This is a genomic window from Pusillibacter faecalis, from assembly GCF_018408705.1.
GTDB classification, from domain to species: Bacteria; Bacillota; Clostridia; order Oscillospirales; family Oscillospiraceae; genus Oscillibacter; species Oscillibacter faecalis.
This window is the reverse complement of sequence record NZ_AP023420.1, coordinates 1,393,165-1,406,257: the sequence shown is the minus strand read 5'-3', so window position 1 is coordinate 1,406,257 and position 13,093 is coordinate 1,393,165. Positions and strand designations below refer to the sequence as shown.

Genomic DNA, 13,093 nt, shown 5'->3' with positions numbered 1-13,093 from the left:
TTAAATGATAATACTTTTTGTATTACTTTTTAGGCGTCAGCTTCTCCTTACCGCCCATGTAGGGCCGCAGGACCTCCGGAATCAACACCGTTCCGTCGGCCTGGAGATTGTTCTCCAGGAAGGCGATCAGCATCCGGGGCGGGGCCACACAGGTGTTGTTGAGGGTGTGGCACAGCTGCATCTTGCCGCTTTCGTCTTTATAGCGGATGCGCAGGCGGCGGGCCTGGGCGTCGCCCAGGTTGGAGCAGGAGCAGACCTCGAAGAACTTCTGCTGCCGGGGACTCCAGGCCTCGATATCACAGCTCTTCACCTTCAGGTCCGCCAGGTCGCCGGAGCAGCACTCCAACTGCCGCACGGGGATGTCCAGGGAGCGGAACAGCTCCACAGAGTAGCGCCAGAGCTTTTCGTACCAGTCTTTGGACTCCTCGGGCTTGCAGACCACGATCATCTCCTGCTTTTCAAACTGATGGATGCGGTACACGCCCCGCTCCTCAATGCCGTGGGCGCCCTTTTCCTTGCGGAAGCAGGGGGAGTAGGAGGTCAGGGTCTGGGGCAGGCTCTCCGCTGGCAGAATCTGGTCAATAAAACGGCCGATCATGGAGTGCTCGCTGGTGCCGATCAGATAGAGGTCCTCGCCCTCGATCTTGTACATCATGGCGTCCATGTCCGTTTGGCTCATGACGCCCTCCACCACGTTGCCGTGAATCATGAAGGGGGGAATACAATAGGTGAACCCCTTGTCAATCATGAAGTCCCGGCCATAGGCCAGCACCGCCTCGTGGAGGCGGGCGATGTCCCCCAGCAGATAGTAGAACCCATTGCCGGAGACCCGGCCTGCGGCGTCCAGATCAATGCCGTTGAAGGACTCCATAATCTCCGTGTGATAGGGGATGGGGAAGTCGGGAACCTTGGCCTCCCCGAAGCGCTCCACCTCCACGTTGGCGGAGTCGTCCGGGCCGATGGGCACGGAGGGATCAATGATGTTGGGGATCACCAGCATGAGATGGTGGACCCGTTCCTCCAGCTCCGCCTCCTGCCGCTCCAGCTCCGCCAGGCGGTCGGCTTGCTCCTTGACTTGGGCCTTGACAGCCTCGGCTTCCTCCAGCTTAGAGGGGTCTTTTTTGGCCTGGCCCATCAGCATGCCTACCTGCTTGCTCAGGCGGTTGCGGTCCGCGCGCAGCTGGTCCGCCTCTGCAATCGCCGCGCGGCGTTTGGCATCCAGCGCGATGACCTCGTCCACCAGGGGCAGCTTGGCATCCTGGAACTTCTTCTTGATATTTTCCTTGACGATCTCGGGATTCTCCCGGACAAAACGGATATCTAACACAGCAATTCTCTCCTCTTTTCATAGAAGCTAGTTCCATCATCAAACGGGCCTCTGCCAGTTGTGAAGGCTCACAGATGATCCTCCACGGCGGCTTTCAGCTCCTGATAGCGCTCGTCGGGCGGCGTGATGCCGCTGCCCACATCCTGCGGGAGCAGGGAGGGGGCTCCGCTGCGCTCCATCTCCTCAATGATCTCCTGGCAGTTTTCGTAGTGTCTGGCGCTGTACTCCTGCTGTAGACGGTATAGGGAGGTTAGAGCCTCCATCGCGGCGGCGTCTGCCTCCTGTTGGGCCTGGGCGGCGCTTTGCTGCTGGTCGGCCTCCTCCTGCAGGGCCGTCAGCTCTTCCTGCATGGAAGCCAACTCCTCCTGCAGCTCCATGATTTTTTCCTGCTCCCGCTGCACCTCCTGCATGGTGGTGACGGAGTTTTGCAGCTCACCGAGCACCTCGGAGTTGCTCCGCTGGTGCATGAAGAAAGACAGGGCCATCAGTAAAAAAGCGGCGATAAAAAGGATCATGATATAGACCACCACCGGCTTTTTGCCGGGCTTGTCCGCCGGGGACGTCTGGGGCTTGTCCGCCGTCTCCGGCGCGGTGGGTTTGATTTCTGGTTCCTGACTCATGGGCTTTTCGGTCCTTTCCGGGATTGCTTGAGGAGGGCGAGGGCCTCCAACAGGTCATTGAGATCATCCATCCCATAGTATTCGAGTTCAATGCGGCCCTTGTTCCGGCCGGTGACAATCCGGACCTTGCGTCCAAGCGCCGAGGACAAAGATTGTTGGGCTTCGGCGGCGTAATTGACCTGGTTGGCGGCGGGGCTTCGTTTTGCTTTTTTCTCAGCAGCCAGGCGCTTGGCCAGCGTCTCTGTCTGGCGGACAGAGAGTCCGCCCTGAAGAATGGTGCCCGCGGCCCGCACCTGCAGCGCGGGGGAGAGGGGGACCAGTGCCCGGGCATGGCCAGCGGAGAGTCGGCCCTCCACTACCTGCTGCTGCACGCTTGGGTCCAGCTCCAAAAGCCGCAGGGAGTTGGCTACGGCGGGGCGGGATTTGCCCACCCGGGCGGCGGCCTCCTCCTGAGTCATGTGATACTGCTGAATCAGCGCCTGGTAGCCTAGGGCCTCCTCCATCGGGTTCAGATCCTCCCGCTGGAGGTTTTCAATCATGGCAAGCTCCGCGGCCTTGCGGTCGTCGGCCTCCATGACCACCACCGGAACCTCCTTGAGTCCGGCCAGCCGTGCGGCCCGCCACCGGCGCTCGCCGGCAATGATCTGGTAGTAGCCGGAGGAGAGCTTCCGGACCGTCAGGGGCTGGATGATGCCGTGGAGCCGGATGGACTCCGCCAGCTCTGCCAGGGCAGCGTCGTCAAAATACTTGCGGGGCTGGGCGGAGTTGCTCTCCACCTCGGCAATGGGCAGTGTGGTGACGGTCTGGGCGTCGGCATTCATCACGTCGTCGCCCAGCAGGGCCCCAAGTCCGCGGCCCAGGCCGGAGGGCTTTTTGGATGCCATAAAAATGCGCTCCTTTCCAAGCGGCTCAAGGGGTTTGCCGCTTTAAAAATTCCGCCGCCAGGGCGGTATAGGCCTCGGCCCCCCGTGAGGTACGGTCATAGGCGGCAATCGGCTTGCCGTGGCTGGGAGCTTCCGAGAGCCGGACATTTCGGGGAACCACCGTGGCATAGACGTTCCCAGGGAAGTAATGCTTGACCTCTTCCGCCACCTGTAGGGCCAGATTGGTCCGCCCGTCAAACATGGTCAACAGGACGCCCTCCAGCGCCAGCTTCGTGTTCAGGGAGCGGCGTACCAGCCGGATGGTATTCATCAGGTCGCTGAGTCCCTCCAGGGCGTAATATTCTCCCTGGACCGGCACCAGCACAGAGTCGGCGGCGCACAGGGCATTCAGCGTCAACAGCTCCAGGGAGGGAGGGCAGTCAATAAAAATGAAGTCGTACACATCCCGGACAGGGGCCAACGCCTTGCGCAACAAGGACTCCCGCTGTTCCAGGGCAATGAGCTCCACGCCGGCGCCAGCCAGGGCCTTGTTGCTGGGCAGCACATCTCCCCAGCGGGTTTGGACAATGGCGTGATCGGCGGGAACATCTCCGATGACCACCTCATAGATTCCCTTGGAAACGGTTTTGTCCACGCCCATGCCGGAGGTGGCGTTGGCCTGAGGATCAAAGTCGCACAGCAGAACCCGTTTGCCAGCCTCTGTCAGCGCGGCAGTGAGGTTGACGCAGGTGGTTGTCTTTCCCACACCGCCCTTTTGGTTGACAATGGCGACGATTTTTCCCACAGAGGCACCTCCTTTCTGAGTATGGTTCAAGATCTGATTTATTATAGCAAGCTCCTTCGCTGCTGGCAAGGGAAACCGAAGAAATTTCGCAAAAGAAATCTGTTTCACGTGAAACAGCGCGATTTGCTGGAAAGAGAATTTGGGGGATGTTTCACGTGAAACCACAAAAAAACCTTTGCCTGCGGACCGTGATGAGAGATTTCAGGAAATGCTCACTGACCTTAAAAAATGAGGGGACAGCCCTTCCCCGGAACAGATGCCACGGGAGGCGCGCTATGCTTGGGCAGCCATCGCCTTTTAACCGGGGCAATCCTCCGTCAGCAGCAGACCCGTCCGGGGCGGCAGGCGGAGCCGGCCGTCCTCCGGGGAAAGGACGGCGCCGGTGAGCAGATTCCGGACTTTGGGTTCGGACAGAGGAAGCTCTCTCTCCTGATCAGAGGCGTTTAAAACGGTGATCAGGCGACTTTTCTCCAGCTCCCGGGCAAAGATCAGCAGGGGGCCGGAGGTGTAGAGCCATTGGATGGAGCCCTCCCGCAGGGGGGGACAGCTGCGGTGCAAGGCTCCCAGGCGTTGAAAATAAGCCAGCAGCTCCCGGTCGCCGCTCTCCCAGGAGTAGGTGCCCCGGTTAAAGGGGTCCTCCCAGCCCTCCAGGCCAATTTCATCGCCATAATAGACGGTGGGAGAGCCGGGGAAGGTAAAGAGGACCAGCGCCGCCAGTCTTACCAGCTCCAGCCCCCGCTGGCGCTGGGCGGGGGAGAGGCGGTATATGGCCCGCTCCTCCTTGCTCTCCGGAATCCGATCCGCCCCCAGCACCGTCAAAATGCGGGGTGTGTCGTGGGTACCCAGAAAATTCATGAGGGAAGAAAAGGCTGCGGGCGGGTAGTTTTCCCGCAGGGTTTCCATGGCTTCCCGAAAGCCGTCGGCGTCACCGCCCTGTAGATAGGCCAGCAGAGCGGTGCGGAAGGGATAGTTCATGACTCCGTGAAGCTCGTCGCCCAGCAGGTATTTCCGCCGCTTTGAATAGGCGATTTTATTGCTGGCGTCCTCCCATACCTCGCCCAGCAGCACCGCGTCGGGCTTCGTTTCCTCTGCTGCGGCGCGGATTTTGCGGATAAACCAGTCCGGTAGCTCGTCAGCCACGTCCAGGCGCCAGCCAGAGGCGCCTGCGCGCAGCCATCTGCGGACCACGGAATCAGGTCCGTCGATGATATAGTCCAGATAACTTTCGGCCTCCTCCCGGACAGCGGGCAGGGTCTTGATTCCCCACCAGGCGTCATAGTCCTCCGGCCAGGGGTGGAAGGAGTACCAGTCATAATAGGGACTCTCCGTGCTTTGGGCGGCGCCCAGCGTGGAGTAAAATCCATCGGCGTTGAAGTAGCGGCTCTGAGAGCCGGTGTGGTTGAACACTCCGTCCAGCAGCACGCGCATATCCAGCCGACCCGCCTCCCGGCAAAGAAGTTTGAAATCTTCTTCATCCCCCAGCATGGGGTCAATCCGGGTATAGTCCGCCGTGTTATAACGGTGGTTGGAGGCGGATTCAAAGATCGGGCAGAGGTACAGCGTGGTCACGCCCAGTTCTTTCAAATAGGGGAGCTTGGAGACAATTCCCTGTAGGGAGCCGCCGAAAAAGTCCCGGTTCCGCACCTCTCCGTCCGCTTCCGGCCGCCAGGCGGGAGCCTCTGCCCAGTCCTGATGGACCCAGCGCTCACCCACAAGTCCCTCCGGAGAGGGAACCTCCAGCCGGCAAAAGCGATCCGGGAAGATCTGATAGGTGATGCCCTGGCCAAACCACGTTGGGGAAAAGCTCTTCTGGTAAACGGTCAGCTGCCAGGGGTCCCACCCGCCGTCGCTGCGGTAGCCGGTCTTGTCCAGCATACAGCCGGAGCCATCGTCCCGCCAGAGGCGGAAGGCGTACCACACCAGCTCCGGCTCCGCTGGGGCGGAAAAGTCCAGGGCAAAGCAGGCCCGGTCTCCCTCAATGCCGGAAAAGGAAGCCTTCAGCTCCTGCCGGAGGCCGGAAAACTCCTGCTGGAGAATCAAGGCACAGTGCGTAAAACCCTCCGCCGCCAGGGGACGGCAGCGGAGGGCGATTTGGGAGCCGCAGACTGCGGCGCCGAACGGGGTTTTACAGAGCGGATGGCGGGGATCAAACACAAAAGGCTCGCGCATGGGAGCAACTCCTTTATGAGAAATCAGGAAACGGTTTCACGTGAAACAAAGGCAGGGAAATCAGGGCAGAAGCTGGTTCTCCCCAGTGATAGAGCCGGAGACGTTGTCCGCAGAAAAATAGGCGTTGAGAATTTTGACTGCGGAAGGGGCCAGCGCAGCGCCTGAGCCGGCGTGCTCAATAACAATGGACACCACAATCTCCGGGTCATCGTATGGGGCAAAGCAGACGAACACGCCGTTATCCTTCTGGTCGCCGCCCAGCTGGGAGGTGCCGGTCTTGGCGCCGGCTGTCACCACACAGTTTTGGAAATAGGCGGCGACAGAGCCGCCGGGCTGGGTATAGCCATACATGCCTTTTTTCACAGCCTCCAGAGTGGCGTCATGAAGCTCCAGGGTCTGGACAGGCTCGGTATTGCCCACGGCAAGCACCTGGGAATTATCATAGCTCTTGACGGCTTTCAGCAGATGGGGCTCCCGGCGGACGCCTCCGGAGACCAGCGTGCAGATATAGTTGGCTAATTGAAGAGGGGTATACGCCTGGTTGGCCTGGCCGTAGCCAGCCCAGGGAGCCTGGTCCTCACCGGGGCGGTTTTCCGGCAGCGTGCCGGTGTTGTCGCCGGTCTCAATGCCGGTGTGGGCGCCCAGGCCAAAGGCGGAGAGGTATTCCCGCAGATTGTCCATCCCCAGCTGGTAGCCCATCTCCGAAAAGAAATAGTTGCAGGATTTGGTGATGGCCTGAGAGACGTTGATCCAGCCGTGGCTGCCGCCGGCGCAGTTGCTGTAGCTGTTGGGGTCTCCTGGATAACGCCAGGTGTAGGGAGAATAAATCTTATCTGTGGGGGACACGATTCCCTCCTCCAGGGCCGCCACCGCCGTCAGAGGCTTGATGGTGGAGCCGGGAGCGTAGGGGGTGGAGGTGGCGCGGTTATAGAGGGGGTGGGCAGGGTCTTCCGAGAGCTCTGTATAGTCCTGGCGGTAGGTGGAGAGATCATAGGTGGGGTAGTTGGCAAGCGCCAAGAGCTCTCCGCTGTCCACCAGCTCCACCACCGCGGCGGCGCCGCGGTCTGTCAGGCCGTCCTTGTTCATCGCTGTTACAGCCTCCGCCAGGATTGCCTCCACTGTCTGCTGCAGCTCCAGGTCAATGGTCAGCTCCACGGTACTGCCGGGCTCAGGCTCCGTTGCATAGTACTGGCCGGTAATCTTTCCCTCACTGTTGGTGGAGATCACCCGGCGGCCGTTCTTGCCCCGCAGATATTCCTCAAAGGCGGCCTCCACGCCGCTCTTGCCCACAGTGGCATTTTGAGGATAGTCGTCATAAAAGGGGTTTTCCAAGTCCTCAGGATACAACGGCCCTACCAGACCCAGGATATGAGCGGCAGCGGTCGTCTCATACTCCCGGACCGTGGACTGAGAGATCTCGGCCCCGGCATAGTTTCCATCCGTCACCATGGAGATAAAGGCAGTGTCCACGTCCTCCACCAGAGTATAGTCCGTGTATCCGCTGGCGCGGCGCAGGGACAGCTCATAGCGGATACCCAGCACCATCCTGGCCTGTTCCATGGTAAAGCCAGAGGGAAGGTTCAGCTCCTCCCGCAGCTGGGAGAAGACATAGTAGGACGAGAGCCCCGCGTCCAGCAGCATCTGAGAGGTGACGGCGGACCCGGGGAGCTGATCCAGCAAGGCCTCACCCTGCTCCTGGGGAGTGGGGGAGATGTCCTCTTCCTCCCCGGCCTCCGGGACATCCGCCAGCTCCGGATGCTTGAGCATATAGGAAACTAAAGCGTCGTTGCAGGCGTCCACAGACCGCAGGTAGTTTAAAAACTGCAGCTTTTTGGAATCCGAGAGGGTGTCCAGGGTATAGGAGTAGGGGGCTTGGCGGGAAATGGGCAGGGAATCCGACCAGGTTCTTCCCTGGTCCTGGCACAGCTCCAGAAGTCGAAGAATTGCCTCGTTCTGGTCTTGCCCCGTTTTCAAAAGGCTGGAGTCAAAACTCAAATTGTAGACGGAGCGGTTGGAGACTAAAACCCGGCCCTTGCGATCGGTAATGACGCCGCGGGAGGCCTCAATGGTCTCCTCCTGGGCAATGGAGTGGATGGACTTTGCCAGATACTCCTCGTGTTCGTTGACCTGGATATTGTACAAAACGCCCAGATATACCAGAAGAACAGCGCCCAAGATTCCGGCCAGAGCCAGCAGGCGACGGGAACGGTTTTCTCTCATGGAAACTCCTTTTAATCAGTCGTACAGGCGGTGGACCTTCCGGGCCACGGCCCGAAAGAGCGCGGTGGCCGGGAATACCAGAGGAGCGGTGACGCAGAATTCCCGCAGCATCAAATAGGCGCCGGACTGCCAAGCGCTCCGCCCCTCCATCCACAGCAAAAAGCAGCGGAACCCATCCGTCAGGATAAAGGCGGCGGCGGTTCCCACCAGCGAGCAGAGGTACCCCGCGGGCAGAACGCTCTGGGACAGGAGAGACGCGCACAGGCCCGCCAGGGGGAACATCAGCGTATAGAGGCAGGGAGGGGAGCCCGGCAGAAGCAGGTCACACACCACGCCGACGCACAGGGCGAAGACGGTGCCGGCCACCGGAGACTCATATGTGGCGGGAATGACCGCCAGCAGAGGATAGAGAAAGGGAATCACCCCCCAAAGGGTGATACGCTGAAAGATGGCCCCCTGTGCCAGCAGGCACAGCGCGGCGGCGGCCGCGTATAAAGACCACTTGATCATAATTTCATTGCGGGCCAGCATGGCGGACCTCCTTTACCATGTTTCACGTGAAACCTCCGGCAAAAGCAAAGTCAGTTGGAGGCGTCAAAGGAACGGATGACCACCACCTGCTGCAAGGAGGAAAAGTCCACGGCCGGGGCCAAAATTGCATAGGAGGAGGCGCCGGAGTCGTCCATTTGAAGCTCCTCCACAGAACCGATCACCAGCCCCGCGGGGAAAAAGCCCCCAAGTCCGCTGGTGACAACCAAATCACCGCCCAGCAGGTCGCAGTCGGCGGGCAAATAGTCCAGCCGCAGCCGGTTTTCCCCCATCAAGGAGAAATCGCCCTGGGCCACCCCCAGGTCTCCGGTGCGGAACACCTGAGCGCCCAGAGAGGTGTCTGTGTCCACCAGCGTCAGAATCGTGGCCCAGTTGGTGCCCACCGCGCTGATGGTGCCCACCAGCGCGCCGGTCTCGTCGATCACACAGTCTCCCACTTCCAGGCCGTCATTGGTGCCGCGGCTGATGGTCAGCGTAGCGGCCCAGTTGGTGACGGCGTGCTCCGTAATCGTGGCCAGAACAATGTCCTCCGTCAGATCCGACCGCTCCTCCTGAAGACCGAGAAGCTCCTTCAGCCGTTCGTTTTCGGCGCTGTCGTCCCGGGCCTGACGGATTTCCGCCTCCATCGACGCAATCTGCTGACGCAGGCGGGCGTTTTCCTCCTCCAGGCCGGTGTAGTCCTGATAGTATTTTTGCTTGTCGTTAAACCACTCCGCCACTGCCGTATACGCCGAGCGAAAGGGGGAGGCAATGGTATTGGCCAGATTTGTCAGGGGAGAGGAGGTGTTGCTGAACACGGACATCAGGGCCAGCGCCACAGCGATCACCGCTGCGGCGAAAAGCACCCAAAGCCCATTGTTTTTCAAAAAATTCTTCAAGACAGAGCCTCCTTGAAGGAATCAGGACAGCAGAGAAATCCCAAAATATTCCAGCATTCGAGACAGCCGGAGCACCGGCAGTCCCATGACGTTGAAAAAGTCGCCCTCCAGCCGCTCCACCAGCAGCGCGCCCTTTCCCTGCACGCCGTAGGCTCCGGCCTTGTCCATCGGCTCGCCGGTGGCGATGTAAGCGAGCAGCTCCGATTCCGAGGCGGAGCGGAAGCAGACGTCCGTCGCCTCGCTCTGGGTGAGAGACTTGTCTCCCTGGCGCAGCGTCACGCCGGTGCGGACCGTGTGGCGGCGTCCCTGCAGGGCGGTGAGCATCCGCAGGGCGTCCGCCTCGTCCACAGGCTTTCCCAGGCGCTGATCGTCTAGAAACACCATGGTATCGGCGGCGATGATCAGCTCGCCGGTGCCGCAGGGGACGGCCTCCGCCTTTTTGCGGGAGAGGGACTCCACAATCCCGGCGGGGCAGAGCCCCGGCGGATAGGACTCCTCCGCCTGAGAGACCCGGATTTCAAAATCGGTGATGCCGATGCGCTTCAGCAGCTCTCTCCGCCGGGGGGAGCCGGAAGCCAGCACAATCTTTGCCACGGCGGGCCTCACTTTCCGGTGGAGCCGAAGCCGCCCCGGTCAGGGCCGTCCAGGCGTTCCACCCGGGTGAAGGTCAGCCGGGGCTGGTTTTCCATGATGCGGAATTGGCAGATGCGGGCGTTTTTCTCAATGACCACGTCCCGGGTGGCATAGACGGGCATCTGCCACTGGTCCCCGTCTCCGCAGTAAGAACAGTCCACCACGCCCATGGAGTTGGTCTGTAAAATGCCGTAGTTTTTGAAGGTGGAGCTCCGGGGGGCGATATGGGCCTCGTAGCCCTCCGGCAGGGCAATGGACACCCCCAGGGGAATCAGCCGGAACTCGCCGGCCTTCAGCTGGACATCCTGAGCTGCCCGGAGGTCAATCCAATCAGATTTCCCGTCCACATAGCACAGGGGTTCCAGATCGTCCAACCAATATTTTACCTTAATTTCAACCATGTCAATCTCCAGAAAACAGGATGTTTTCAATTCCTTCCAAAAAATAATACAAACAGGGCCGCAGGAACATCACTCCACGCCCCGCTCATAGAGCCCTCGGGTAAAAATCTCCGGCGGGGCTCCTCCCGTTCGATAGGCCCGGAGAATCTCCACGCACGCCTCCGGGCGCTCCGTCGTGAAGCGGAGCCGGGCAAAGGCGAGACCAAGCCGCTTCCAGGTCTCCCGGTCCGCCAGCCATAGGGGACGGCTGTTTTGCACCTCCGTCCGGTGGCCGAAGGCAGGCAGCAGGGGAAAGGCGGCGCCGGTACGGTCAAGGAGCGCATGGCTCTCCCGGCAGGGGGCGCCGGCAGGCACCAGGGGTCCGGCAGCGGAGAGGCCGCAGCCCTCTTGATTCTGCACCAGGCAGTTCTCCGTAATCATCAGGGGCAGGCGGCCATAAACCAGCGCCTCCGTCGGCAGCAGCTTTTTTAGGTCCCGGATCTGGGAAAAGCGCAGCTCAAAGGAGAGGCAGGCCGAGGCAAGCCCCTTACGGCGCAGATAGTCCAAGGAGCGGCTGTTGTAGACGTTCAGCCCGAAATCTCCGTAGAGGGAAAGCCCCAGGCCCCGCGTCAGCGGGAGGTGGCCGATGTTCCCCACCAGCACGCCGTCAATGCCCAGCTCCCGGGCCTTTTCCAGGCGGCGGCGCAGGTCCGCCTCGTCCCGGTCCCGCCAGACCCTGGGCAGGATCGCGCACCACTGGGTATCTGCCTCCGGCAGGTGCGGCAGGTCCGCCAGCAGCTCCAGGGGCAGATAGATGCGGGCCGGAGCTTCCTCCAACAGGGCTGGGGTCAGCTGGGCGGCATGGGTGAGGGAGACGGTGAGGGCCGGCCGCTCTTGGGCACATTCCGCCTTCCGCAGCGGGGGAACCTCCGCCTCCCGCCGGAGGGGAGGCGCGCACCGCGCCTCCGCGAGGGACGCAAGCGCCTCTCTCCGCAAGGCGTTGATGGCGCTGGCAGGCAGGGACAAGCCCTCGCCCACCTCCACCGCTGCCCCTGCGCAGTGAAAGGCGGTGCCGCCAGTCTTTCCAAGGCGCTCGGCCACCTCTTCGGCGGTGAGGGCCCGGGTCCGGGCGGCTTCCGGAGCAGGGCCTGTGACCGTGACGGCGCGAGTCCCGTCGTCCACGGTCAGGACGCAGGGGGCGTGGGGCTGAATCGTACAGGCAAAGCGCACCGGAACGGTGCGCCGGCTGTCCTTTTCATAGGTGGCCTTGGCCCGCTCAAAGAGCTCCCTGGGCTCCGGAGCGTTCTCCGGCCGGGTGCCGAACATCTCCACACCCCGGCGGCCCCGCCAGTAGGCGTCGGTAAAGCCGGAGCGGGAGAAGGCCAGCTCCAGCTCCCGCTCCTCGGCAGGGGTGGGGCCGCGGCTTTCCTCCAGAAGCCGGGCATAGATGCCCGTGACTACAGCCACGTACTCCGGGCGCTTCATCCGGCCCTCCAGCTTCAGGCAGGCCACGTCCCGGATGCCGGACAGGTCCTGGGCCAGAGAGTTGTCCTTCAGGCTCAGGGGATAGCGGTTTGCGGCGGGCTCGTCCACACCGTAGGGCAGGCGGCAGGGCTGGGCGCAGGTGCCCCGGTTCCCGGAGCGGCCGCCCACCACCGCGCTCATGGCACACTGGCCGGAGTAGCACATGCACAGGGCTCCATGTGCAAAAATTTCAATCTCCGCCGGGCAGGCGGCGCAGATGGCCTCCGTGTCCTCCCGGGAGCACTCCCGGGCCAGCACCACCCGCTCACAGCCGTCGGAGGCGACCTCATTGGCGCCGCCGGAGGTAAAGATGCTCATCTGGGTGCTGGCGTGGAGAGGGAGATCCGGCAGAGCCTGCCGCAGCAGGTCCAAAAGGCCCCAGTCCTGAACCAGGACCGCATCCACGCCCAGGCGGCAGGCTTTCCGGGCGGTTTCCAGGGCGCGGGGCAGCTCCCGGTCCGTCAAAAGGGTGTTGAGGGTCAGAAAGACCCGCACGCCCCGCAGGTGGCAGTAGGACAGGGCGTCAGCGAATTCCTCATCCGAAAAGTTCCTGGCGTTTCGCCGGGCGTTGAAGTCTCCCCAGCCTAAGTATACCGCCCCAGCGCCGTTCTGGACGGCGGCCCGCAGGGCCTCCGGCGAGCCGGCCGGGGAGAGGAGCTCCCGCGTCACTTGCTCTTGTTCTCCAGCTTTTGCTGCAGGCGGAAGACCTCCCGCTTGAGCTCGCTGACCTCGCTTTGAGCCTTGCCGGCCTCGTCCAGATACCCCTTAATCTGGCTGCGGAGCTGCTCCGCGGCGGCCTGGGCCTTGAAGAGCTCGTCCGCAATATTGGCGGCGGTGAGGACGGCGGCGTCCGTGCGGCCCACCTTGGAGCTGTCCAGAATCTCCGCCATTTTGTCGCTGACATAGGCGCCCACCTTCTGCATATAGGCGGCGGATTCCTCCGCAACAAAGGTATAGTCCTCTCCGCAGATGGGGACCACCACGCGGTTTGCCATCATACATTCCTCCTCATTCTCTCATCCCAAAACAGGGCGCAGTTTCACAGCATCCAGTATACCATAGGGACATACACAGTTCCAGAAATTTTCAGAAGATTTCAAAATAAATTCAAAACTCCGCTGCGGG

The 13,093-nt window shown here is 61.7% G+C and carries 12 protein-coding genes; all 12 read right to left on the bottom strand.

Annotation, left to right across the window (positions count from 1 at the left end):
* Positions 1-22 precede the first annotated feature (22 nt).
* Complete coding sequence (gene serS / locus KJS55_RS07135) at positions 23-1,327, bottom strand: serine--tRNA ligase (protein WP_187030040.1); 1,305 nt, start codon at positions 1,325-1,327, stop codon at positions 23-25.
* A 68-nt stretch (positions 1,328-1,395) separates the two neighbouring features.
* Entirely contained in the window at positions 1,396-1,947 is a 552-nt protein-coding gene (locus tag KJS55_RS07130) for a hypothetical protein (RefSeq protein WP_187030038.1), read from the bottom strand.
* Positions 1,944-2,831 carry a ParB/RepB/Spo0J family partition protein gene (locus KJS55_RS07125; RefSeq protein WP_187030036.1) on the bottom strand — a complete coding sequence of 296 codons (888 nt, stop codon included), beginning with the start codon at positions 2,829-2,831 and terminating at the stop codon, positions 1,944-1,946. The genes KJS55_RS07130 and KJS55_RS07125 overlap by 4 nt, the downstream gene beginning before the upstream one ends.
* 25 nt (positions 2,832-2,856) lie before the next feature.
* Positions 2,857-3,615 (bottom strand): ParA family protein, encoded by a 759-nt coding sequence (locus KJS55_RS07120; protein WP_213543006.1) that lies wholly within the window; start codon positions 3,613-3,615, stop codon positions 2,857-2,859.
* Between the two features lie 297 nt (positions 3,616-3,912).
* Positions 3,913-5,784, bottom strand: coding sequence for a glycoside hydrolase family 13 protein (locus KJS55_RS07115; protein WP_213543005.1), 1,872 nt, complete (start codon positions 5,782-5,784; stop codon positions 3,913-3,915).
* Positions 5,785-5,844: 60 nt separating this feature from the next.
* Positions 5,845-8,004, bottom strand: coding sequence for a penicillin-binding transpeptidase domain-containing protein (locus KJS55_RS07110; protein ID WP_213543004.1), 2,160 nt, complete (start codon positions 8,002-8,004; stop codon positions 5,845-5,847).
* A 15-nt stretch (positions 8,005-8,019) separates the two neighbouring features.
* Entirely contained in the window at positions 8,020-8,535 is a 516-nt protein-coding gene (locus KJS55_RS07105) for a hypothetical protein (protein WP_187030028.1), read from the bottom strand.
* Positions 8,536-8,585: 50 nt separating this feature from the next.
* On the bottom strand, positions 8,586-9,431 hold the full coding sequence (gene mreC / locus KJS55_RS07100) for a rod shape-determining protein MreC (RefSeq protein WP_213543003.1): 846 nt from the start codon (positions 9,429-9,431) through the stop codon (positions 8,586-8,588).
* A 21-nt stretch (positions 9,432-9,452) separates the two neighbouring features.
* The gene (locus KJS55_RS07095; RefSeq protein WP_213543002.1) at positions 9,453-10,025 is read right to left on the bottom strand and encodes a Maf family protein; all 573 of its coding nucleotides are present in this window, start codon (positions 10,023-10,025) and stop codon (positions 9,453-9,455) included.
* An 8-nt stretch (positions 10,026-10,033) separates the two neighbouring features.
* On the bottom strand, positions 10,034-10,465 hold the full coding sequence (locus tag KJS55_RS07090) for a dUTP diphosphatase (RefSeq protein ID WP_187030022.1): 432 nt from the start codon (positions 10,463-10,465) through the stop codon (positions 10,034-10,036).
* A gap of 69 nt (positions 10,466-10,534) precedes the next feature.
* On the bottom strand, positions 10,535-12,637 hold the full coding sequence (locus KJS55_RS07085; protein WP_213543001.1) for a U32 family peptidase: 2,103 nt from the start codon (positions 12,635-12,637) through the stop codon (positions 10,535-10,537).
* A complete protein-coding gene (locus KJS55_RS07080) occupies positions 12,634-12,966 on the bottom strand; it encodes a cell division protein ZapA (protein ID WP_228300482.1) in 333 nt (110 codons plus the stop codon). The genes KJS55_RS07085 and KJS55_RS07080 overlap by 4 nt, the downstream gene beginning before the upstream one ends.
* Between the last annotated feature and the right edge of the window lie 127 nt (positions 12,967-13,093).